The 22,663-nt window shown below is 46.2% G+C and carries 29 protein-coding genes and 1 tRNA gene; 3 read left to right on the top strand and 27 right to left on the bottom strand.

Annotation, left to right across the window (positions count from 1 at the left end):
- Window positions 1–56 precede the first annotated feature (56 nt).
- Entirely contained in the window at window positions 57–2,660 is a 2,604-nt protein-coding gene (gene adhE, locus L5M28_RS07235; protein ID WP_263202879.1) for a bifunctional acetaldehyde-CoA/alcohol dehydrogenase, read from the bottom strand.
- 318 nt (window positions 2,661–2,978) lie between these two features.
- On the opposite strand from adhE, the gene L5M28_RS07240 reads away from it, so the two are divergent.
- The 3 genes from L5M28_RS07240 (at window position 2,979) to L5M28_RS07250 (ending at window position 6,193) form a co-directional block, all read left to right on the top strand.
- Window positions 2,979–3,611 (top strand): YchE family NAAT transporter, encoded by a 633-nt coding sequence (locus L5M28_RS07240; RefSeq protein ID WP_006081420.1) that lies wholly within the window; start codon window positions 2,979–2,981, stop codon window positions 3,609–3,611.
- A 286-nt stretch (window positions 3,612–3,897) separates the two neighbouring features.
- A complete protein-coding gene (locus L5M28_RS07245; RefSeq protein WP_263198621.1) occupies window positions 3,898–5,892 on the top strand; it encodes a methyl-accepting chemotaxis protein in 1,995 nt (664 codons plus the stop codon).
- Between the two features lie 213 nt (window positions 5,893–6,105).
- Window positions 6,106–6,193 (top strand) — tRNA-Ser (locus L5M28_RS07250).
- Window positions 6,194–6,218: 25 nt separating this feature from the next.
- Here the strand turns inward: L5M28_RS07250 and L5M28_RS07255 are convergent.
- From L5M28_RS07255 to L5M28_RS07380, 26 genes are all read right to left on the bottom strand, one after another.
- Window positions 6,219–7,511 carry an Arm DNA-binding domain-containing protein gene (locus L5M28_RS07255; RefSeq protein ID WP_263202880.1) on the bottom strand — a complete coding sequence of 431 codons (1,293 nt, stop codon included), beginning with the start codon at window positions 7,509–7,511 and terminating at the stop codon, window positions 6,219–6,221.
- Complete coding sequence (xisR, locus tag L5M28_RS07260; protein WP_263202881.1) at window positions 7,511–7,720, bottom strand: excisionase family protein; 210 nt, start codon at window positions 7,718–7,720, stop codon at window positions 7,511–7,513. Before xisR ends, L5M28_RS07255 begins: the two co-directional genes overlap by 1 nt.
- Window positions 7,720–7,893, bottom strand: coding sequence for a hypothetical protein (locus tag L5M28_RS07265; RefSeq protein WP_263198994.1), 174 nt, complete (start codon window positions 7,891–7,893; stop codon window positions 7,720–7,722). Before L5M28_RS07265 ends, xisR begins: the two co-directional genes overlap by 1 nt.
- Window positions 7,890–8,138 carry a hypothetical protein gene (locus L5M28_RS07270; RefSeq protein ID WP_263202883.1) on the bottom strand — a complete coding sequence of 83 codons (249 nt, stop codon included), beginning with the start codon at window positions 8,136–8,138 and terminating at the stop codon, window positions 7,890–7,892. Before L5M28_RS07270 ends, L5M28_RS07265 begins: the two co-directional genes overlap by 4 nt.
- Window positions 8,139–8,310: 172 nt before the next feature.
- Entirely contained in the window at window positions 8,311–8,970 is a 660-nt protein-coding gene (locus L5M28_RS07275) for a hypothetical protein (protein WP_263202884.1), read from the bottom strand.
- Window positions 8,967–9,428: a hypothetical protein gene (locus L5M28_RS07280; RefSeq protein ID WP_263202886.1), complete on the bottom strand. Its 462-nt coding sequence runs from the start codon at window positions 9,426–9,428 to the stop codon at window positions 8,967–8,969. The genes L5M28_RS07275 and L5M28_RS07280 overlap by 4 nt, the downstream gene beginning before the upstream one ends.
- Window positions 9,429–9,534: 106 nt before the next feature.
- Window positions 9,535–11,199 carry a DEAD/DEAH box helicase gene (locus tag L5M28_RS07285; protein ID WP_263202887.1) on the bottom strand — a complete coding sequence of 555 codons (1,665 nt, stop codon included), beginning with the start codon at window positions 11,197–11,199 and terminating at the stop codon, window positions 9,535–9,537.
- Complete coding sequence (locus L5M28_RS07290) at window positions 11,196–11,552, bottom strand: hypothetical protein (RefSeq protein WP_263202889.1); 357 nt, start codon at window positions 11,550–11,552, stop codon at window positions 11,196–11,198. The genes L5M28_RS07285 and L5M28_RS07290 overlap by 4 nt, the downstream gene beginning before the upstream one ends.
- Window positions 11,553–11,562: 10 nt before the next feature.
- Window positions 11,563–12,369 carry a phage N-6-adenine-methyltransferase gene (locus L5M28_RS07295; RefSeq protein WP_263202890.1) on the bottom strand — a complete coding sequence of 269 codons (807 nt, stop codon included), beginning with the start codon at window positions 12,367–12,369 and terminating at the stop codon, window positions 11,563–11,565.
- A 67-nt stretch (window positions 12,370–12,436) separates the two neighbouring features.
- A complete protein-coding gene (locus L5M28_RS07300; RefSeq protein WP_263202892.1) occupies window positions 12,437–12,754 on the bottom strand; it encodes a hypothetical protein in 318 nt (105 codons plus the stop codon).
- Complete coding sequence (locus L5M28_RS07305; RefSeq protein WP_263202893.1) at window positions 12,751–13,368, bottom strand: hypothetical protein; 618 nt, start codon at window positions 13,366–13,368, stop codon at window positions 12,751–12,753. The genes L5M28_RS07300 and L5M28_RS07305 overlap by 4 nt, the downstream gene beginning before the upstream one ends.
- A complete protein-coding gene (locus tag L5M28_RS07310) occupies window positions 13,365–13,844 on the bottom strand; it encodes a DUF3268 family zinc-finger domain-containing protein (RefSeq protein ID WP_263202894.1) in 480 nt (159 codons plus the stop codon). The genes L5M28_RS07305 and L5M28_RS07310 overlap by 4 nt, the downstream gene beginning before the upstream one ends.
- Window positions 13,834–14,157 carry a hypothetical protein gene (locus L5M28_RS07315; RefSeq protein WP_263202895.1) on the bottom strand — a complete coding sequence of 108 codons (324 nt, stop codon included), beginning with the start codon at window positions 14,155–14,157 and terminating at the stop codon, window positions 13,834–13,836. The genes L5M28_RS07310 and L5M28_RS07315 overlap by 11 nt, the downstream gene beginning before the upstream one ends.
- A 3-nt stretch (window positions 14,158–14,160) precedes the next feature.
- The gene (locus L5M28_RS07320; RefSeq protein ID WP_263198982.1) at window positions 14,161–14,376 is read right to left on the bottom strand and encodes a hypothetical protein; all 216 of its coding nucleotides are present in this window, start codon (window positions 14,374–14,376) and stop codon (window positions 14,161–14,163) included.
- A 54-nt stretch (window positions 14,377–14,430) separates the two neighbouring features.
- Window positions 14,431–14,739, bottom strand: a complete 309-nt coding sequence (locus L5M28_RS07325) for a hypothetical protein (protein ID WP_263202896.1) — start codon at window positions 14,737–14,739, stop codon at window positions 14,431–14,433.
- Window positions 14,740–14,750: 11 nt separating this feature from the next.
- Entirely contained in the window at window positions 14,751–16,019 is a 1,269-nt protein-coding gene (locus tag L5M28_RS07330) for a hypothetical protein (protein WP_263202898.1), read from the bottom strand.
- Between the two features lie 84 nt (window positions 16,020–16,103).
- Complete coding sequence (locus L5M28_RS07335; RefSeq protein WP_263202899.1) at window positions 16,104–16,694, bottom strand: 3'-5' exonuclease; 591 nt, start codon at window positions 16,692–16,694, stop codon at window positions 16,104–16,106.
- A 63-nt stretch (window positions 16,695–16,757) separates the two neighbouring features.
- Window positions 16,758–17,633: a hypothetical protein gene (locus L5M28_RS07340; protein WP_263202900.1), complete on the bottom strand. Its 876-nt coding sequence runs from the start codon at window positions 17,631–17,633 to the stop codon at window positions 16,758–16,760.
- Window positions 17,630–18,010 (bottom strand): hypothetical protein, encoded by a 381-nt coding sequence (locus L5M28_RS07345; protein WP_263202902.1) that lies wholly within the window; start codon window positions 18,008–18,010, stop codon window positions 17,630–17,632. The genes L5M28_RS07340 and L5M28_RS07345 overlap by 4 nt, the downstream gene beginning before the upstream one ends.
- Window positions 18,007–19,254, bottom strand: coding sequence for a PD-(D/E)XK nuclease-like domain-containing protein (locus tag L5M28_RS07350; RefSeq protein ID WP_263202904.1), 1,248 nt, complete (start codon window positions 19,252–19,254; stop codon window positions 18,007–18,009). Before L5M28_RS07350 ends, L5M28_RS07345 begins: the two co-directional genes overlap by 4 nt.
- Window positions 19,251–19,556, bottom strand: a complete 306-nt coding sequence (locus L5M28_RS07355) for a hypothetical protein (RefSeq protein WP_263202906.1) — start codon at window positions 19,554–19,556, stop codon at window positions 19,251–19,253. The genes L5M28_RS07350 and L5M28_RS07355 overlap by 4 nt, the downstream gene beginning before the upstream one ends.
- Window positions 19,557–19,564: 8 nt before the next feature.
- Window positions 19,565–19,975, bottom strand: a complete 411-nt coding sequence (locus L5M28_RS07360; RefSeq protein WP_263202908.1) for a hypothetical protein — start codon at window positions 19,973–19,975, stop codon at window positions 19,565–19,567.
- A gap of 333 nt (window positions 19,976–20,308) precedes the next feature.
- A complete protein-coding gene (locus tag L5M28_RS07365; protein ID WP_263202910.1) occupies window positions 20,309–20,554 on the bottom strand; it encodes a hypothetical protein in 246 nt (81 codons plus the stop codon).
- 636 nt (window positions 20,555–21,190) lie between these two features.
- A complete protein-coding gene (locus tag L5M28_RS07370) occupies window positions 21,191–21,661 on the bottom strand; it encodes an Sbal_3080 family lipoprotein (RefSeq protein ID WP_263202911.1) in 471 nt (156 codons plus the stop codon).
- A gap of 34 nt (window positions 21,662–21,695) precedes the next feature.
- Window positions 21,696–21,968, bottom strand: coding sequence for a hypothetical protein (locus tag L5M28_RS07375; RefSeq protein WP_263202913.1), 273 nt, complete (start codon window positions 21,966–21,968; stop codon window positions 21,696–21,698).
- 25 nt (window positions 21,969–21,993) lie between these two features.
- On the bottom strand, window positions 21,994–22,599 hold the full coding sequence (locus tag L5M28_RS07380; RefSeq protein WP_263202915.1) for a LexA family protein: 606 nt from the start codon (window positions 22,597–22,599) through the stop codon (window positions 21,994–21,996).
- Between the last annotated feature and the right edge of the window lie 64 nt (window positions 22,600–22,663).

The raw sequence follows: 22,663 nt of genomic DNA on the forward strand, positions 1-22,663 counted from the left end.
TCATTTATGTCGCGCGGCTTTTATTAAGCACGAGCCTAGCATTGGCAGGCGATAACCTAGTTGTTGTCGCTATAGTCACGGCCATAATAGCTATCGAGGAACAGTTGTTTCAGCTCGTTAATCAATGGGTAACGTGGGTTGGCACCGGTACATTGATCATCGAACGCATCTTCGGCTAATTCATCTAACTTGGCGAGGAAGTCGGCTTCGTTGACACCGGCTTCTTGGATAGAAGCAGGAATGCCAATCGTCTTCTTGAGGTGTGTGATTTTCTCAAGCAATTTTTCGACTTTTTCTTCATCCGTCTTTCCGCCTAGTTTCAAGTGATCTGCGATGGCAGCATAACGGCACAGGGCTTTTGGCCTGTCGTATTGGCTAAAGGCCGCTTGCTTAGTGGGCAGATCCGTTGCGTTAAAGCGTATTACGTTGTTGATCAGCAGCGCATTGGCTAGGCCATGGGCGAGATGGAACTCGGCGCCCAGTTTGTGTGCCATTGAGTGGCAAATCCCAAGGAAAGCGTTAGCAAAGGCGATACCCGCAATAGTGGCGCCATTGTGGACCTTTTCACGGGCGACAGGTGATTGTGAACCCAAGTTGTAGGCATCGGGTAAATATTTGCACAGTAAGTCGAGGGCTTGTAGCGCTTGGCCATCACTGTACTCATTCGCCATCACGCTAACATAGGCTTCTAATGCATGGGTCACCGCATCTATGCCACCAAAGGCGGTGAGGGATTTAGGCATGTCCATCACAAGATTTGGATCAACAATCGCCATATTTGGCGTAAGTTGATAGTCGGCAATCGGGTATTTTTTACCTGTTATTTCGTCTGTCACTACCGCAAAAGGTGTGACTTCTGAACCTGTACCTGAGGTAGTTGGAATTGCCACCATCATGGCTTTGGTGCCCATTTTAGGGAATTTGTAGATACGTTTACGAATGTCCATAAAACGCAGCGCCAAATCGGCAAAATCCACATCTGGATGCTCGTACATCACCCAAATAATCTTAGCCGCATCCATTGGTGAGCCGCCGCCGAGCGCAATTATCACATCGGGTTTAAAGCTTTGAGCGACCTTAGCACCTTGACGCACTATGGCTAAGGTGGGGTCGGCTTCAACATCGTAAAAAATTTCGGTTTCAAGGCCTTGGGCTTTTAAAATCCGCATGGTTTCATCGCAATAACCGTGATTGAACAAAAATCTGTCTGTGATGATCAGCGCGCGTTTTTTATCGCTCAGTTCTTCGAGCGCGATGGGTAAACTGCCGCGGCGGAAATAGATAGATGCAGGAAGCTTGTGCCACAACATGTTTTCGGCCCTCTTAGCGACGGTTTTTTTGTTGATCAGATGGCTCGGGCCAACGTTTTCTGAAATCGAGTTGCCACCCCAAGAACCACAGCCTAACGTCAGCGAAGGCGCCAGTTTGAAGTTGTACAGATCGCCAATGCCGCCCTGTGAAGCTGGGGTGTTGATCAAAATACGTGCTGTTTTCATTCTAAAACCAAAGGCATGAACACGTTCGGTTTGGGTATCTTGGTCGGTATAAAGCCCTGATGTGTGGCCAATGCCGCCGAGTGCGACTAAAGCTTCAGCTTTATCCATGGCATCGTTAAAGTCGATGGCGCGGTACATACCAAGCAGTGGTGATAATTTTTCATGGGCGAAGGCTTCGCTGTCGCAAATGTCGGTGACTTCACCAATCAACACTTTTGTCCAGTGTGGCACTTCAAAGCCCGCCATTTTCGCGATACTGGCAGCACTTTGGCCAACGATATCAGCATTCAAACCGCCATTTTTTAAAATGACGTGCTGCATCGCCGCGGTTTCATCCTTCGATAGCATGTAGCCACCATGGGTTGTGAAACGCTCTTTAACCTGCTCATAAATACTGTCGACCACAATTACCGCTTGTTCTGACGCGCAAACGACGCCGTTATCGAAGGTTTTCGACATGAGAATCGAACTGACCGCGCGTTTGATGTCGGCGGTTTCATCGATAACAATAGGCGTGTTACCCGCACCTACGCCAATAGCAGGTTTACCGGAAGAGTAGGCGGCTTTCACCATGCCTGGGCCTCCCGTTGCGAGGATTAAATTGACCTTAGGGTGAGTCATTAATTGATTTGATAGTGCAACGCTGGGTTCATCAATCCAACCAATAATGTCTTTGGGTGCGCCCGCGGCTATGGCAGCATCAAGCACTAATTTTGCTGCAGTTGTGGTCGATATTTTGGCCCTAGGATGGGGCGAGAAGATGATCGCGTTACGAGTTTTAAGGCTGATTAAGGCTTTAAAAATGGCAGTCGATGTGGGGTTCGTGGTGGGGACTATGCCACAGATAATGCCTACGGGTTCAGCAATGGTAATAGTACCGAAGGTGACATCTTCAGATAAAATTCCGCAGGTTTTTTCATCTTTATATTTGTTATAAATGTATTCGGAGGCAAAGTGGTTTTTAATTACTTTGTCTTCAACGACACCCATGCGGGTTTCTGCGGCGGCCATTTTGGCCAGCGAGATACGCGCATCGGCAGCGGCGAGGGCCGCTGCACGGAAAATTTTATCGACTTGCGCTTGGCTGAATGTTGCATACTCGGCTTGTGCTTTGGCCACTCGCTCGACCATGAGATCCAGTTCTTGTGCATTGGTCACTGTCATGATTAATACTCCTAAAAAGATTTAGTGAATCAAGGCATTCACTAAATCCTCTTTATGGTAGAAAATTACACCTAAAGCCGCGTTGAAAGTGTGATATCAACGACAATATCGTGCTTTTATGTAATAAAACTACACTTAGGGTAACTTGTTTGTTTAAAATTGCGCTGAAAATGCATCGGCTTCGATAACTAAATATTATTCGAAGTTGTGATTTAACCTCAAAAATCTCATTTTTCAGTCAATAGCGCTTGAGATACTATACTTGCCCTCAAGCTTATTTTGATGAAGACGGCGTGACACGCACATAAGGATAGTCCCTTGGAGTTAACTCTTTACGTTAAATTTTTTCTTGGCCTCGTTGCCATCATTAATCCGGTTGGCTTGTTGCCTGTGTTTGTGAGCTTAACGAGCCATCAAACGGAGGCTGAGCGGAATCACACGGGTAAAGTAGCGAACTTTGCGGTTGTGGTGATCCTCTTAGTCACGATTGTGGCGGGGCAGCACATTCTGAATATGTTCAGCATTTCGTTATCTGCCTTTAGAATTGCTGGTGGCAGCCTGATTGCCATTATTGCGATGTCAATGTTGCAAGGTAAGTTAGGTGAAGTGAAGCGTAACCAAGAGGAAGACCGCGAATCCTCGGCGATGGAATCTGTGGCGGTTGTGCCTTTGGCTTTGCCACTGATGGCGGGACCTGGCGCTATCAGTTCGGTGATTGTCTTTGCCGCTGAGCATAATTCATTGTCGAACATTATTGCGATGTTCATTACTGTGATAGTGTTTGGTTTAGTAAGTTTTGGCCTGTTTAGAATGGCATCTATCATTTATAAGATCCTCGGCAAAACGGGTATTAACGTGATTACCCGTCTCATGGGACTCTTGATGTTATCTATTGGTATCGAAGTCATTGCGGCTGGTGTGAAGGGATTATTCCCACAGCTTTTCAGTTAGAGTCATCTTCAGTCACAGTATTAAGTGTTCCTTTCTCTAGAAAAACGCATTGGAATTTTCAATGCGTTTTTTATTTCTATCTGATCCTTGTTTGACGTTTCTTAAATTTGCTCTGCGATTAGCAAAATCTAAGCTATTGATGGAATATGGGGGAAATCCTCGTTTATCAGGATATTAGCTTGCGCAATTTCCATAAACCTTAGTCGTCCTACGGTTGATATTATGCTATACCTAGTGTTCGGTGTTCGGTGTTTGGATCTAAAACTAAGTTTAAAAGGATATTTCTATGAAATGGCAATGGATTGGTAATCTCAGTCTAAAACAAAAATTATTAATGGTTGTCTTGCCTCCACTGTTAGCCTGTTTTTTATGTGGCACGCTTTACCTCATTGAAAAATATGAATATAGAAAAGATTTAACCTTAGTAGTGCAATTAAGCGAGCTGGCCGTCACCAACAGTAATTTAGTGCATGAGTTACAAAAAGAGCGCGGCATGAGTGCTGGATTTATTGGCTCAGCAGGAAAAGCGTTTGCGGGTAAAATTCCTGGTCAAAGACAATTAACGGATACGCAGCTCGGCCTCTATCAGCAATTTATCACTGAGAACCATCTGCCGGAGATATTTGCCCCAAAACTTAGAGAGCTAAACGCTCAACTCGTGCGTTTAAATGCAATCCGCTCGCAGGTGGATAGTTTAAGTATCAGTGTCGCCGATGAAGTTGCCTATTACACTGAGTTAAATAAGTTATTACTGACAATAGTTGATGAAACCGCAAAAACGGGTGCTAATCAAGAAATCGCCATTAAAGCGACGGCTTTTAGTGCTTTTTTGCAATTAAAGGAAAGGGCGGGGATTGAAAGGGCGGTACTCAGCTCAACTTTTGGCCAAGCTGGATTTAAGCCTAAGGTTTATGCCAAATTTATTACTTTGGTTTCGGAGCAAAATACCTATCAAGAGCGTTTTTTAGCGCTAGCAAATTCTGATTTATTATCCTCGTTTAACCGTTTACAGAGTTCAGCTGCAATGCATGACGTTGAGTTGTTACGTCAAATCGCATTCGAGCAAGATAATCAAAAAATCCTGCAACAAAGTCCTGAAGAGTGGTTCAGTAAATCGACCGCGCGGATTGAGCTATTACGTGAGTTTGAACAGCAAGTCTCGGCAGATTTACTTAATACCACCCATGAAAGATTAACATTAGCGAATGAGAAAATGTTCTTAGTGCTCGCGACCTTAATCTCAGTATTGGCGATAGTCTTGATATTGAGTCTATCTGTTATCCGTTATTTGCATGACAGTGTGCATCACTTATATTCGACCATCACGCAAGCCCGTAAACATTACGACTTAAGTGTGCGTCTGACTCACTCTAGCTCCGATGAATTCGGTGAACTCGCCATCGCCTTTAACGACATGATGAGTGATTTTGAAAAAGTGATCCTACATGTACGTTCCAGTGGCGCTAAATTGCAACAAGCTGTTGCGCAAATGGATCTCTGTACCCATGCCATGGAGCAAGATGTGATGGCGGGCCACAGTGAGGCAGAACAAGTGGCCTCCGCTATGACAGAAATGAGTGCAACAGTGGCCGAGATTGCCAGCAATGCAGTGCAAGCATCCGAAGCGTCTTCCGCCGCCAATATAGAGGCTAAAGAAGGCAACCTCGAAGTCGGCCGAACCAGCAAAGCGATCAAAGCGTTAGCCGACGATATTAGTGGAGCTTCTAAAGCCATTAACGATTTAGATCGTGAAATTCACGGCATAGTGGTAGTGCTTGAAGTGATCAGCAGTATTGCTGAGCAAACTAATTTACTCGCGCTTAATGCCGCCATTGAAGCTGCCCGCGCAGGGGAAATGGGCCGCGGTTTTGCTGTAGTTGCAGACGAAGTCCGAAGTTTAGCGCAGCGCTCACAAACCTCGACCTCTGACATTAAAAATATGACAGATAGATTGAAGGCGGGAGCGAGCATTGCAGTAAAAGCCATGGACAGAGGGTTAGCTCAGGCTAATAGCAGTGTCCATGAAGCCGAACAGGCTGGTATCGAATTGAAACGTATTGTGGAGCAAGTAGACATTATTGACCGCATGAACGAGCAAATTGCCACAGCAACCCATGAGCAATCGGCGGTATCCGAAGACGTAAACCGTAATGCACTGAAGATCAGTGAGATTTACCTTAATACTCAAAGGATCTCCGATGAGCTTAGGGAGCTGACCAAAGCCCTGACGTTTGACGCGAATTCAATGTCAAAAGAAGTACACAAATTTACCGTCAATTAACGGTATAAAACGGTGAAAAGATTCAAGAAATCACGGCGGTTTGTTTAGCAATTGTGCAACCGCCTGAAACTGAGTCTTTTTTACTTGACCCCCTTTAGGCTTTTGCGTACAGTACCGCTCCGTTAACGATGAAAGCCTCTCGGCAAGGCTATACGAAATCGTTAGTGATTCTTAAACGTGAAAGATTAACCACGCTAACATAAATCGAGATATGGTGAGGTGTCCGAGTGGCCGAAGGAGCACGCCTGGAAAGTGTGTATACGGTAACGTATCGAGGGTTCGACTCCCTCTCTCACCGCCAAATTAAAACAAAGGGAATCAGTATCTTACTGGTTCCCTTTGTTGCTTTGGGGCATTTTTGGGGCAGAATTGACGCTTTCTAGTCCGCTTAAGTCCTCGTATTGACCGACCATTTCCGTGATGCGATCAGCCATACGTTGCGAGTCTTTTGGTATCCATTTCCCATAGTGTTTCTTGATCATAGTGGTGTCACTATGACCTAGTTGCCGAGCAACCCACTCAAGCGGAACGTAGTTAGAAAGCAGCTGACTTGCAAAGGTGTGGCGACACTGATTCGGTCCCCGATGGCGTAACTTGGCGCGTTTAAGAATCCCAGTGAACCAGCGGCGAACGGAGTGATCATACCAAGGCTCGCCGCTTTTACCGTTCAGGAAAACCAAACGAATACTTTCTTGTTTGCTGGTGATATTGTCCCTTTGCTGCACTGTGTATTCAGTTGTTTGCAGCATGAATGTAAGGGCTAATTGACGTTGTAGCCAAACTTTAGCCTGTCCGATTAGCTCAATAACCCTAATGCGCCCACGTTCTTTAGGCACTTTGTACTGATTAAGCACCTTGGCGCGCTGCACTTTTACGGTCCACGTTTCTGTATCAATATCCTCCCATGCAAGTGCGATGATCTCCGATAGTGATAACCCTGACCAACACCAAAACATGATCATGTTGATATCGCCTTGACGGATTGTGTTGATGTTCTCAATCCTTAGCAGTTCTTCGCGTGTAAACGGATCGGCGGTTTCCTCTAAGTTATCGCGCTCAATATTTCTTAACCGATCTAGCGGGTTAGTCTTAATCATTCCATCGTGAAATGCTTCGGACCAGACGCCCCGAACGATGGTAAAAATGTCATTCACCGTTTTGGGTGATAAGCCACCTTTAAGCAGCTCTGATTGGAAGATTTCCATTTGTGACTTAGTGATATCCGCTAGCTTTCTGTTGCCCCATTTTTTGGTGACATGCTGAGCCTTTACCTTGTAGTTTTTAAAGGTACTTTTAGCTTTTGTCGCTTCTTGAACTGATAGCCATTGTTTAACGGCATCAGTAACTGAACGTTTTTGCAGATTTAACCCAGCAAATTGCGCGGCTTTTGCTGAGTCAGGAAAGTGGGCGAGATAGTCGAATCGATTCTCGGCTATCTCAGTCAGAATAGTTGTACGCTTATTTTCAGCATACTTAATCGTAGACTTAGTGATCTTGTAATGGCCTGCCAATGGTTCACGGCATCTTTCACCGTTGAACATAAATACAATACGCACAGTAACGCCGTGTAACTCAACGCCACGCGGCATTGTAGTTATGCCCTTAGGTAAAGCTTTCATTATGCAGCTCCTTCCATCCAATGCTCAATTTCAGGGATGTTATAGACGACGCGGCCAATAGGGTCATAGCGCCATTGACGACCTTCTAACCATACGCCACGCTCGCGGTATTTGCGCGCGGCCTCGGAGGTGATGCCGAATACACTTGGCATTAAATTGCCGCGGATCCACTTAGCTGGATTAACATTTTCTACAATTTTCTTAGCCATCATGCACCTGCCTTTTCAATTAAATGCAAATCACTATCTAACAGCTCGCACCAAATAACTCCGACTTCGCCTTTAAGCTCAAATTGATGCCAGCTGCCGTAGTCACCAACATAAATAATCTGTTCACGACCACCTTTAAATTGGTACGTATCGCCTAGAATCAGAGCCATCATGTACCTGCCTTATTGCTACGTTCGTCAACGGTAATCACTCGGGTTTTATCGTCTAGCACTAACACCTTGCAGGTTTTAGTGATTGCGAATACTGAAAACCAAGATGAACTAAAACAGATTCCCCAAATGAACATGGAGATAAGCGGCGGTGTATCGGTGTAATAGTTAAATACCCCGACGATAATCAGCGTCATTAACAGTGATACAACCAAGCAGGTAAGCACTGCGGTTATTGTGGTTTTCATCACTCACCATCCTTAATCATTGCATATTGCTCATCATCTAATGGGCTACTGCACCCTTCTTCAGACTCTATATCTGACTGGTGACAGCTATCGCACTTAACAAACCCTCTTGGAGAATTGTCGCTAATCCAGCCTAAATGCCCACGGCAGGATCTGCACCTTAGTTCTTCCATCACTCACCACCCTTAGCAGCTTGGCGATGTTCAGCCGCCAGAAAGTTAAAAGCATCCTTAATATCTTGATAGTCAAAATCACCGCTGAGCGTTGTGTGTCGCAAAGCTATTGAAACAAAGTTAACAGGGTCAATTGATTCGATAGCCTTGGCGCTCAGCTCATTTAATGCATTACGCGCTGTTGTTGCGTCATCGTCATCCCATGGCTGTGTGTCATAGCCATAGTTAGCTTTAAGGTGGTAACGTGCCAACTGATAAACGTCATAAACGGTTAGTTCAGCAGTGACGGTGCCACTTAGATAAACATCACGGGGTAATTCAGCAAAGTTCATTACTGCCTTGGCACGGACATGGTTAAGGCATTGTTTTGGAGTGACTTCAAATAATTCCCACAAAGAACATGGGATTGGGTCATCATCCGAATCATCTGCATCAACACTAAGATCAGCCATTGTTTTATTAAAGCGTTCAACATACTCCGCTAGCTGGTCGCGTTCTGCGGTGATTGCTTCGAGCTTTTCACAGGCCGAAACCAGTGCATCTAGCGTTTTGTCGAATAAAGCTGGCAGCTTTTCGGTATTGGCCTCTTTCTTAAGCTGTGCGGCTTTAGCCTGCGCGATCAGCATATCTAAAGTGAAATCTTCCATATCTAAGCTCATGCCGCACCTCGTAAACCTTGCTGATTAAAATAATGGTGAAGGTGAGCGATGCACAGCTCAACCATGTCGTTGTAGTTAGGTAATTTGATACAGCGCATGCAGTTATGCTCGCGGTCGTAGCCTGTGGGCACTCCATGATCAAGCCACCACTGGCGCGCGAGCTGGTAGGCTTCGCGCGCTTCAGGTGTGTCAATGTAGAATGTGCGGCTATCCATTTTGATTAGCTTTTGACGGGCCAAATACCGTAAGCGGAATAGCAACTGAGACTTGCAGATCACGCTAGTTAAATGTTCGCGGTTAAATAACTTCATTGATGAAGCATATAAAAACTCGGTATCACACTTTTCACCGCTGACTGCGTATTCATCCCCTACATAACGAGTTAGCACGCCCGTAGTCACTTTGCGTAACTGCATTTGCCAAATACACTGCATGAGTTCTTCATCGGTGATTTTCATAACAACCCCCTAGCGTCGAGCACTGAGTAAATCATTATTAGAAATAGCGTTATTGCGAGACAAACCATTGCCCACGTTCCGCGAGATTCCTCGCTGTCGTCATCTTTCATGCTGCCTCCTTATTCGATTTCTTATTCAAGAATTGCTCAGCTAAAACCTGAATGCGGCTCTTATCGCTAAACTTGGTTTCGAGTTGCTTGCCTGGGTCGATGATTCCTGTGGATTGGAACTGCTTCACCCCAAGCACTTCAACCATTGGAGGGTCTGAACCTTCATTGGTATTCAGGTAAATGGCGGTGATCTGCTCTTGCTGTCCTTCGCGGTGAAGTCGCCCAATGATTTGCTCATGGACCTTCGGCGACCAATCAAGCTCACCAAAGACAACTGTCGAGCAGCGGTATTGCAAACCGTCTAGTCCTGCGCCACTTCGTAGCGACATAATGAATAAGTTGGTTTCACCAGAGACAAAGCGCTGCACAGAATCGTTTTTCTGCTTCTCACTTTCAGAACCGGTATACATTACGGGTTTTAAATCGGCGAGCTCGTCTAGCCAAATCTCATACACGTCACGATGCCAACCCATTAGCAGCACTGGGATATCATTTTCGAGTAGGATGCGAATATAACGGGCCACGCCGAGCGCTTTAGATACTCCTGTTGTATGGCGCATCATTAAGTCGAGCTCACGGCCTGCTTGACCTCGGCTAAAGTAGTCGCCAGTGGTTGCTTTAATTGCCAACTGTTTAGCGAGTTCTTCTACCGACTTAAGGGCTTTTTGGTCAGCTTCTATATGTTCAACGATGGTATTTATCGGTGGCATTTGCTGACCAACATCGCGTTTAGTCCGGCGCAACATGAGATTTTGTTCACGCAGATATGAGCCCAATGCATCAGGGTCTTTTACTCGGCGATCATCGATACACCACTCTCGGAGAAAGTCGTAAAAACTGCCCAGCGCGAGATCATCTAAATATTGCATGATGTTCCAGATTTCAGAGCCGTAGTTGTAAATGGGTGTCGCTGATAAGCCGAGTTTATAAATTGCGGCGTTAGCTAATACTTTTGCCGCTTGACCTTTGCCGCTGTCAGTTCCTCGGCGAAGTTCTTGTATTTCATCAAAAGCAACTGCCTTGAAGAATCCATCCCCAAAAGTGTCAATCCAGCCAAGTAGCTGGCTGTACTTGAATAAATACACATCGGCAGCGGGGAGGTTATAAGGCTTGGTGCCTTTTATTTTGTGGACCGTTAAGTGAGTAAAGCTTTCAATCTTTTCTTGCCATTGAGCCTGCAAGTGAGTTTGCATAACGACAGCAGCAGGCAAGGCTTGCTGATTGAGGAATAGACCTGCAGCGGTATAGGTTTTACCTAAACCAACATCATCACCGAGCAATAAGGCATAGCGAGCTAGCACCAAGTCAATTGCCTGACCTTGATATTGGCGTACCTTCTGGCCCTCTTTCAATCCATTCAGTACTGATGGAATGTATTCAGGCCGCAAGATATCTTCCATGCGTGATTGCTCTGCTTCATAACCTTTGCGCCCAGACTCAAGCGTGTTGACTTGCGCCTGAGCCATATCCATTGGGTAACGCTGTAAGAACCAAGATAGATCAGCGCAATGCTGTTTATCATTTGGAAATTCGAACGTGCCAATTTGATGTTTGGGTACTCTTGGGAATAGCTGCTTTAATCTGATAGCAACATGAGGCGGTATATTCTGTAACTGCCACTTGTTATCGATAAGCGTAAGTTGGCCGTAAGTGCGGATCATAACCATGCTTCTCCAAGTGAAATGACTGCTGCGGGTTTATTTTCGATTAATGCGGGTAGGTTCATTGCAGTGCCAGTCAATAGCACTACAGCGGCGACTTCATCATGCTTTGCATAGCGACATAGCTGACGATAGATAGACATGCGCTGAGCTTTGATTTTTAACTCAATAGCAACTAATCCAGTGTCGGTATGCACAACAAAATCAACAATATCCCTATCTGATAATCGATACTCACGCTCAAACTTAAAGCTGCTGTTGGTTAGCCCACGCTCAAGCTCAGACTGGGCTTGTTTCTCAACAACGGCATTAAGTCGGCATTGAGAAATCAATAGAAGGATTTGATTTATCATGCTGACTCCCTTATGCACGCAGTTGAGCTGCAGCTACTTCAGCTAAATCTTTTGGAGTTAGCCGGCTATTGGCAATATTCTTTGCCAGCGTTTTTATGCGCTCGTCCTGCTCAGGTGCTTTAGCTATTTCCTCATTGATATCGACTTTAATATCTTCAATGATTTTAATAACTTGTTTGTCAACTTTGATTTGTGCCGCCGCTGCAATCATGTCAAGCATCACTTGGCCGTCGCGTAGCAGATCATCGCGGTTGATGTAGCTCATGCGCTCACCGCGCCACGTTTTATCAAAAATGGCGATAGCGCAGGCAAACCCAGCGCTTGAGGCTTCCTGCGTTTTGTTGGCGGGTACAAACCATTCGGGCAGATCAAAGCTGATACGCCCACGAATGAAGCAAACATGATCAGCATCTTCCGGCCACCACACCTCTGAGGTCGCAGACTTAATCAAGTAAACAAACTGAGCGCCTTTGTCGCGTTCCTCTATGGATTTAGCGATGATGTTGCGCATGCCTGTAATGGCTTGCTTATCTTCGTAACTGGCGCGGGAATATGGCGGGTTTGCGTAGGCTTTGCCGCCGGCTAAGTCCTTGGTCCAATCTTGGGTGAGGGCATTATCTTCAACCGTGTAATAGCGTGGGCATTTGGCATTATCGCCGTCGCTGAATAGGTCCAGCACAAAGGGCCCAAACTTGGCGAATATGCCCCAGTAAAGTGCCGGTGGCGTTTGCCATTGGTCGCCCACTTCTTTTAAGAGGTGAACAGGTTTAGCTTTTTGCGCGCGCAAAGCGTTAGCGTATGTGCAGTTATTGCTCATAGTGAAAGTTCTCAAAGTTTATGTGTGGGCGAAAAGCGAAGGTGAAAGAGTTGCTATTTTTTATCGGTTAACTGAGCTTGGGTGATTGAATAAACGCTTCTAGTTCGGCGATGCGCTCATGGGCTGCTGCAAGTTTGGCAAGATGCTTTTCCCAGTCGATTTCTTTGATTGCTTCGACAATTGCGGCGCGTTCTTCTAGCGATTCCATCGCACGGCTGACGTTGCCTGCTTTGGTATCGTTAGTTATGGCAGCGGTGCCGGACCTTACGCCTTTAACGTAATAATCAAAGAGCGCGGCGCTGATTTGTTCAGATTCAATCTTGGTCAGTTTTAGCAATAGCTCAAAGCGCTGGGCAGATTCGCCGCCTTGGATGAGGTGGTTCATGCTGCACCGCCTGTGGTACTAATCACCCTGAACTCGATAACCCAAACCCAAGGATTTGATTGCCAAGATTGTTCGCCGTAGATTGACTGCCAAGCTTCGCAAAACTCGGAGTAACCGTTTTTACCACCGGTCACATCATCGTCGTAACCGTCAAACCCTTCTGCCCATGCGTCACGCTCGCTTATGTCTTGTACACGCTCTACACGAATATCTGTTACTTCTAGGATGATGCGAGCAGCAGAACGGGGCATATGGATGGATGGTTTCCATTTGCTATCACCGTTATCATGTGACGCTTTGAATAACACAGTGCCATTAGAAGGGCATGAGCAAGGTGATTCACTGCAACCACATTCATCAGATGAATTGAATAATCTCCAAGTCTCACGCACATAAAGCTGATCACCGAATTCACCAAACTGACAAAACTGACGATAGTAGCCCATGCTTTTAGGGTTGATGTCATCATCAAGATAGTGACATTCACCAATGGAAGCAGCGCACTTAAACAGGCTTAACTGTTTGTCAGTAATAGCTCTGCGCGTTTGAGTTTTACGGCCATCAAGAATGGCTTGCACCATTTCGGTGTTGAAGATAATAGGGCGCTGTTTCATGCTTCCCCCTGACAAATCTGAATGATCCGCTCACACTGGGCCGTATCTGACCAGCCGATGTGACACTTGGAGCGTTCAATGCCGAGTTTATTTGCTAGCCAGACATAGCCTTCTTTTCTGCTCATGCCGCATGTTTGCCAGTGTCTGTTAAAGGCTTTTTTGGCTTTTGAGCGTGCTTTACGGGTTTCGCCATCGGCCAGCGTGCCCAGCGGCAGGTTGGTAAATGGGTGCATGCCGACGTATGCGTCGCAGTCATTGCAGGCGTAAACCCAAGGCCATTCACCGTATTGCTTGCCGCTGTATATAACTTGGTGATGGGTGATAATCACTAACCCTAGGCAATAAGGGCAGACGCAGGGGATTTCCACTCTGTCTTTCACCAGTTTTAACGCTCTACGGCTTGGGTTCCACGGCGTTTTTCCGTGGGTATCAGTAGGCGTTAATGGTTCGACGCGGCGTTTAAGGTTATGCCTCATAAACTGCCCACTCCATTTTAGGCTTGCGTGTTTTAGGGTTTATCTTGCCCTCTTTGCGATGCATGATGAATAGCCGAGCTTCTTCTTTAATCAGCTTCATGTATTCGCGGCAAATATTAGGGGTGAATAAATCGTGGCTGAGCTGCTTAGGCTTGGCGGTGCGCATCTGATTGGCTATTTCATCAGCTAAGGCTTGTTGATATTCAAGCTCGGTGAGTTCAACACTTTTTTTACCCACCTTTTTAACGCGCTTAACCTTACGCTTTGCCAGTGCTTCAGCTTGAGAGCGGGTCACTCCGAATACTCGAAACATGACTCACCCCCTAACCAACATGCGGTCAATGCGCTTTGCGTGTTCGATTGCGCGTGATTTGTTGCTCGTAAAACGTGAGCCGATGAGTGCCCAACCGTGTTTAAAAGCTTTTACTGTGGCTTGGCCTACTAAGATATCGCCACGTTTGCAGCCTTCGGATTTTGGCGCTTCGATGGCATCGCCGCCGATACCGCGATTAATGTTTCTACCTCGTCCCATTTTTCTTCTCCTAAAAAGAAGCCTATCGCGGCCTAAGCCGCGCATTGTGTTAGCTTAGGATGTTGATACTTGCCCTAAGTCCTTGCTGTACTGAGTGTATTTCTCGACCTTTGCCACTTTGGCAGTAATCGCTGCTATATCCGGCTTGAGGTCAATACCTCGGCTAGCAAGAACCTGCACAGTGCCTAGCAAGTCATTCCATTCAGCTTGGATTCGTTCACGGTTACTCGTTGGCAAATCACGCTGTTCATCAATGCCAAATCTGATTGCTTTCGATACTTGGTTTTGCAGCTTTAATAACTCAGCCGCGACCTCTACAAGTTCTTCTGCAAAAACGAGTAATGCATTTTGTTCTTCGGTCATAAATGCCTCAGCTAGTAGTTGATAACCATCGCGCCAAGCTTGTTATCCATGGCTGCAACAGTAATGGCCCTTGCGAGTTCTTTGCTTGCGCCAAGCACGACAAGGTGCTGCATAATGTCTTTATTGACTGCTCGGCGATGATTTTCGTTATTTGCTTTGCGGTTGGCTTCTTGCTGGTCTAGAAGGGCTTGAGCTTGTTGTTCTTCGGCTTGGGTTAGCGTATTAAATCGCGCTTGTGCGGCTGAAAATATCGTGTCGTAAACATCAAGGGCGCGACTAGCTTCATTCCCCAGTAGTTGTACTGAAACTTCAATAAGTGAAATATCATTGCAATGCTGCTTAGCTTGCACTGCACTGGTCGCACTATTAATTCGCTCGTTCCAACTTTTTAGTGACTGAATAGCAGACTCAGCACGTTGCTTATTTGCTGCATCCTGTTGCGCCTGCTGTTCACGTAAACGCTGATCAGCTGCTGCATCGTCAATCACTTTTTGCGCGGCAGCATTTGCGGCATCAATTTGCTCTTGAGCTGCAGCTTCCGCGTCCGCTTTGGCTTTCGCCGCTGCTTCATCGGCAATCTGTTTTTCATGGGCTAAGCGTTCTTGCTCTGCTAGTGCATCGGCCTTGCGCTGATTATCTGATTCAATCAGCGCGGCTTGATACGCGAGTGTCATCTTGCCGATGATTTCGGCTTTAGCTGCTGTACCAGCCTCTATCATGGCCTCAAAGTCGTCGCCCACTGGCTCGGCTTTAATGTCCTCAAGCACCGCTTTGATGAAGTCTGCGCGTTCATGCAAGTTGCCTGGCATGTTCTCAAGCATGCTTTGGTATTCTTCACCGAAGTAATCAACCTTTGCTTGCAGGCGTTGGCGGGTTGCTTCTTGATCCGCTTCCCACTTGGTTAACGGTTCGCGGGTTTTATCGCGCAGATCGTCGCAGTCATCGACAAACTCTTTAATGTTTTGCTCGACTGGCTTAACCACAGCTTTTAGATATTTAAGATAAGCGCGACAAGGTTTTTCGACGACTCCCTTACTACGGCTAACACTGGCAGCAAGCGAGGCTATGCGGTCGCGGCCTTTGGCCGTTGTCAGGTCTGGCACTTCGTTAACGCTTGCTTTGATGTGCTCAAAGTAGGGCTTTAACGCGCCTGCTTGGGTATAAAGCAAGGGACCAAGTTCAACTGCCTTAGTTTCGTTGATTTCTTCAAACGGGACGGGCAGTGTATTTGTTTGCTCTGGTGCGGCTTCTTCAACTTTTTTAGGGGATTTTGCGGCCATGATGTGGATCCTCAGTTTATTTAGATAAAGCAAAGCCACAGCGCCAGCATTGTGGCGCCGTGAATAATTGTTTGTGGTGGTTAGTTAGGCGGCTTTATTCGCGCCAAGTACGATGGCTTTGTAAACTTCAAAGCAAGCTTTGGTATCTGCCATTGCGTTGTGAGCGTTTTCCAGCTTTTTACCAGTAAAAAATTCGTAGGCTTCTTCTAATTTCGGCGACTTAAAGCCAAAGCGGGTTTTAGGCAGCATCTTTATGATTGGCTTAGCCATTTGCATGGTGCATTCAAAGTTATCTTTATTATCCCAAGCATCTTGCGTTGCCTCATCGCTATAGCGCTTAGTGGCAATGCGAATGATGCGATGATCAAAGTTTTTGTTGTGGGCAACACGCAGCGCACCTTGTGACATTTCGAGCAGCTGCGCTAAGGCTTCTTGCTCTGGAATACCTTCATCCATTGCGCGCTCGGTGGTAATGCCGTGGATTGCGGCCACTTCGTCTGGGATAATCCAACCGTCTGGCTTAATGATCACATCAAGCTCTTTAACGATTTCAAACTTATCGTTAACCAGCAGTGCGGCTAACTGTACTAAGTGAGGTTGGTGATCTGCTTCGCTGGGGGATTTCCAGTCTGGCAAACCTGTTGTTTCGGTGTCGAAGGGTAGAATTAAAGACATGACGATTCCTTTGGCGGCTATGGCACCGCCATATTGAGTGTTAACAAAGGGAGTAAAGAGGGGTTAGGCGACTTCGCCTGTTTCTGTATTGACTGCGGTAAAGTCGCGCTGCAGCTTGGAGAACAGCTTGCCAAGGTACTGGCGTTGTCCTGCGTCGATTTGACTTGTTCCCACTGCTTTTTTAATGGCTTCACCAACTTCTAACAGTTCGTCAAGATTGCCGCAGTCACGCAGCGACATTTCCAGTTTTTCGCTTAGATTAGGCAGCGCGGCTTGTACTGGTTGCTCAACCGTTTGCGCTTGCTCAGTGACTACAGTTGCACTGTTTAGCACTTGGTTTAAGCGTGAGTCGGCGCGCTTCTCAGGCTGTGGGGTAATGTCGCGCTCTGGCGGCAAGTCTTGCGCTTCAACATCGAGCCAGATACCACGCAAGCGGTCGGCGTAGGCATCGCGGCCAGCAAATCCCAGTGCGCGCCATTGTTGCATGCGCTTGGTGTACTGTGTCCAAGGGCCTTGCTTACCGAACAATCCGGCTTGCTTGGCATCTTCAAGACTAAATGAGCCGTTAAACTCCACAACAGCGCCAGACGCTAACTGGCGTTTAATGTGACAGTGCGCCGTATCGTTTTCGTACCACTCTTTAAACTCGACTAAATCTCGTGCCCCGATAATTAGCGCGCGGAACGCATCACCCCAAACAGATGGCCGACCGTTGATAACCGCAATATTTTGCAGTGATTGCAGTGGCTGAAAGCCAAGTTCAGCGCCCATTGCCATAGCGATAACAATGTCATTAGGCTTGCGCTGGTAGTTTTTAGGCACCATTTCAGATTGAGACAGCATTTCAGCAATTTGAAAGGCTTCTTGAAAGTTTGCCGGAACTAGAAAGCGGTTAGGCTGTTCTTGCTCCACTTTTTTAAGCTGAGTGTTGCTGTTCATAATGCTGTTGCCTCTGTGGTGTTAATAAACTTCACGCGATGTACGTTGATGCTTCCTAACTGGCCATCATCTTTTAGGAAAATAACCACGCTGAAAGGAACTGCGCCATTTTCAAATTCTTCGTAGTCAGTACCGAAACTAAGGAAAGTAGCTTCAAACACTTCATCACTTCGATACTCAGTTACTACAACGCGATTAGCAAATGGCAACACCATACCAACCGCAGCAGCGCCAAATTCACCATTGAAAAGCGTAATTTTTTCTTGTGCTTGTTTGGCGTCCATCAAGTAGGACTCAAAACATATTTGCTGGCCATCGCCGCGCCCGTCACGCTCAAACACTGGCGTGAACATGGGAAAAACTAGTTTGTTACTCATGCTGCGCGCTCCATTGAGTCGGTGAGTTCGTTTTCGAGCGCTTCTAAATCTTGTTGCTCGAAATGGTTAAGGCCTACAGTTACCGCTAGGTCGGTGTAAGCTGGCCAGACGTTGTGCTCCATGCAGCGCTTAAGCTCGCGCATGGCTTTGCGGTACTTGAGATAACCGAGGCGCTTAACATCGGCATCGAGTATCACCGGCGCGGTGATCACAAACGGGCGGCTTGACTCGACAACGAGGAAAGCAAATTCATCAGCCTGCGCTACATCGGTGTAAAGTGCATCTTGAATGTGGTAGCCGAGCTTTTTGGCTTTAGGGCCAAAGAAGCGCGGATCAGCACTGGCGTCACTTTTTAAATCGATTATCAACTTGCCGATCATGTAGTCGGGTCGGCATTTGATAATCAGGCCCGTTTCAACGTCGCGGGTGAAGATGCTGCGTTCTGCTACGCCATGGTGAGTTAGTGCCTTAGCTTTGGCGTTAGACTCAAGTGATTGGCGCAGTATCGGCATGTCATCCCATTGGGCTTGCGTTAGCACGACTTGCCCTGCGGCATCTGCCTTCTCTTTAAACGCATACCAAACCTTACTACTGCGGATTTTGATTTCTTCTGGCTGGCACACATAGCTTGATTCGAACAACCAAGGCTGTAAGAAAACCGTGTGAATAGCTTTACCAAAATCAAAGTAGGCTTTTTCCGCATCATGGATGATTTTTGCGATGTACTTGGCGTAATACTTTTGCGGACACTCAATAAACAGCTTGAGCTTGCTTGAGCTAACGCCGATTGCGCCGTGATAAATGTCATCTGGCAAGTCGTCGATAATGAGGCGTTCACCTGGCGCCAATTGTTCAAGACGCACATTAAGCGTTTCGATGGTCCACGGTTTTGGCGCGAACGCAGCAAACGGGTCGTCGTCATCTGTGGTTAGCGCGCTTGACTCAGAGCTGCTAACTGGCTCAGGGCTGAGTGCATCAGCATATAAGCCTTTATCGTGGTCAATTAAATCGTCATATTTGACCGCTTCAACCGTATCAACAACCGCTTGCGACACAACCAGCGTGCAATGGCTTTCGATATTGCGGCGAAAGTGGCGGCGGTTGTAACCCTCGGCGGCAAGGTTGGCTTCAGCTTGGCGTTCTGCTGCAGCGAGGCTATCAACCTCAATGCAGTAAGTAATACTGCAAGTGCCTTTGGGCGCGCTAGCCATAGGGTTAAAGGTCATTTTAAAGAGCTTGCTCATGCTGCATCCTCCATGCTATCCAAGTGCGCTTGAACTAAGTCAGGTGCTATCGCATTGGCTAAGCGGGTAATTTCGGCATCGACTAACACGTTGATGCTTTGCGGGTTGCCATACAGATAAGCGATTTTCAAGGCTTCTTTAATGCCATCGCTATCGAGTACAGTTTCAATGATTGATTCCAGATCATGTCCTTCCACGGGAGTTCCTAGTTGTAGTAGGTATTCAATCCATTCAGCTTTAGCTGTAACAGCTTCGGCCTTGGCGCTATCGAGCGCGATTGAGTTTGAAAGTTTGGCGGTCATGTGATCGCCTATTGAGTTTGCATCAAGCACGGTATGGCGCTCCTTATGTCAATTCGGTGAATACCGCGCAGCAATTCTTTACGCTCAATGTATTGCTCGGTGCGGTCGGTGGTTTGGATGATGTGGCAAATTGCCGGACCTATACGGTAAGTCCGAGCGCGGCCAAATCGGTCAATGCGCAATGTGGCTACGGCTTGGCGCTTATCACCAACAAGGTGGTAAAGGTAGCCGGTGAAATCGCAGAAACTAACGTCAAACTGAAAGCTAGGCTTACCCGTTAAGTAGTGCTGTTCGATAGTTTCGAGGCAGTTTTTAACGGCTGGGTGTTCCATGGTATTGCGACCCAGTGGGCTAGCAAGAAGCGCCACGGTCAGCGCGTATAGCAGTTGGTTTTCATAAACCGTATAGCGGTCGTCCATATATCCTCCTTGATAGGCTTTAGCAAAGCCTCTCAGTGAAAGTAAAAAACTTTGATAAAGCATTGATGCCGGTTACGTCATCCGGCGCCCTAGTGCCGTCGTTCTGTCGCGTTATGCCGCTAATAACAGGTGTGCATCCTCTAGGTGTATGCACTGCTTTACCTGCATTACTTTGTTGTTAACCCTGACCAGTGAATGACTCTGGCTAGCAACACTTGTGCTACTCGGGGCATCTCTTACGGGTTGCTCGCTAATTGACCGCTTCTAACGGCTGGTTAGTCACATGGGCTTATCCTCTGTTGGTATGCCTGCTAGTGCCGCAGGCTGGCGTGATTAGTGTGATTTCAAAACCGCTAATTGTTTTGCAAGCAATAAGCGATTGACGCTTTCAATCTGTTCCTTTGTGCCTTCCCAGGCATCTAGCAGTGCTTGGCCTGCTTTTCTAAATTCCGCACCTAGCTCGCGGCGATGAATACACAGTCTTTGTGCGTCACCACGGCTGATATTGAATACAGGGACAACCAGCTCAAGCAGGTTATCTTCGGCAATTTCTAATGAACTTCTGCCATAAGTTTTCATGGCGTTCTCCTTGTTGTTCGCATTAGTGAAGCAGTTTGTGTACGGCCTTCCGAGCTTTCGCCGTAACTCAGCACGTTGCGCACCGCGCTATTTAACCGATTGTGCAAACTGCTTCCCAATGCACCCTCGCTTGCTGTTTATTGCTAAGAGAAGCAAGGTGCATGGTGTTCTTACCTAACCGCCAGAACGGGGCGGGGTTGTGCGCTTAACGGGTCATGCTCGCAGAACGTGAACAATTCACTTAGCCGCCGCGGGGTATTCCCGCGTTTTATCCCTTATCTGGGGGATCTGCTATCCGGTCGCCGCAAGAGGCGCACAAGTCTGTTTACGCGGATTACTATCCTCCGCCGCGTGATCCTCGGAGTAACCTAGTCCGCTCTAGGCGGGTTTAGTTGTTCATGGGCCAGATTGTTAAAGAGCGTTTAGGCATTCGCCTTGTGTATTTAATTACACACCATGTGTATAACTGCGTCAAGGAAAATACACTAAATGTGTAAAATATTTTTATGAGTGTTTTTTCTTGGTTTGATTTTGTTAGTGATGGGTTAGATTTATTTAGGCAGGGACAATAAAAAAGCCCATAGCGATGGCAATGGGCTTAGAGGATTTAGACCGTGTTCAGTGATTTTTAGTCTATTACATGGCTAGCTGATTAATCAACTCTCTGATTTTAGCGTCTGCATTGATAAATTTACTTGTTGAAAATGCGGAATTAGTCGAATCATAGGTTGCTTGGCCTATATTTTTTTGTCCGTTAATATCAGTCATCCATATGTTAGCGAATGCCATGTAACTTGCTAAGTCCCAACGCCAATTCGCTACATAAAACATTAATGCATCACATTGTGCTGTTTTTGCTTCATTAATTAACCATTGAGGTTGCCATACATTATGTCGCTGAGTATAACGCCCTTGAATTACTGCGGTTTTGTATCCTTTAAATTGCAGCTCTGAGGTGATCGCTGTAAGGACACCTTCTTTTACTGCGTCGTGTTTTACCACACAAATGCTAGTAGGCTTTTCACTTAGTCTGGTAATTTGTTGCACCGGAGCAGCACAACCTGATAAAGCTAAGGAACTGATAGTAAATACTATTATTTTGTACATTTTTCATCCTTGAGTTGTGTGCATTTTGGGTAAATTACTTTTTATAAAAGCCGTAGGCATATACAGCTGATGACACTATAGCTATTGACCAAGCTAATATTAAAGAGCTCTCAATAAGGACTGATAACGTAACTCCACACAAAATCCAAAGCACAATGAACATCTGTGTTCTGTCGTTTTTATTCTTATCTCTTAGCTTTATTAATTCTTTTATTTTATCATTTGAAACCTCGGCTAGATCTCCGTCACTTGATTTAGTCTTATCCTGCCAAAAATTTATTTCCTTTTCTATTTCAGTGTCTTTCATACAAATCCTTATGCATTTTATTTTGTTATTTGAATTTTCTAATAGCCTCCCTAACAACACCGATTACAGTGTAACCATCTAATGATACTGTAGGATACTGTGGGTTATTAGGCTTTAAATAATATAAACCAGCGTCTTTAACCAATTGCTTAAAGGTGGCTTCGCCATCGCCGTTCTTAGCTATAACGTAATCGTTCACCGCATAATCTATTTCTGGCTCAATTACCAGAATAGTACCTTCAGTAAACATTGGCATCATGCTGTCACCCTGAACCCTTAATGCGTAAGTATTTCTTCGTACTTGGCAAGTGGTCTGAACCCATTCGTTTATATCGTTATCATCAATTGCTAGTTGCGCGTTCCCCGCTTGTACCCAAGATAACACTGGCACCTCTCCCTTTCCGTGTGGGGCTGGTTCAACATTCGTTACATGCCCCGTTTTGCTAAGCAATTTATCAACGCTAACGCCTAACTTGTCTGCAATGTTTTTGTATTCAGCCGAAGGTACGCCTCTGGTTTTCCAGTTGGTTAACTTTTGAGGAGTAGATCCGATCATGTCTGCTACATCCATCTTTTTTGTTACACCCTTCATAGCTGCTATAGCCATGATGTTTTTATAAACACTGTCCATTAATCCTCCGTTCTATAAACAATAAGTGTAAATAATAGGGCGCTACAGGTCATCAACCGTGTTG

Source organism: Shewanella sp. SW32, from assembly GCF_025653365.1.
In the GTDB taxonomy this organism is placed as follows: Bacteria; Pseudomonadota; Gammaproteobacteria; order Enterobacterales; family Shewanellaceae; genus Shewanella; species Shewanella oncorhynchi.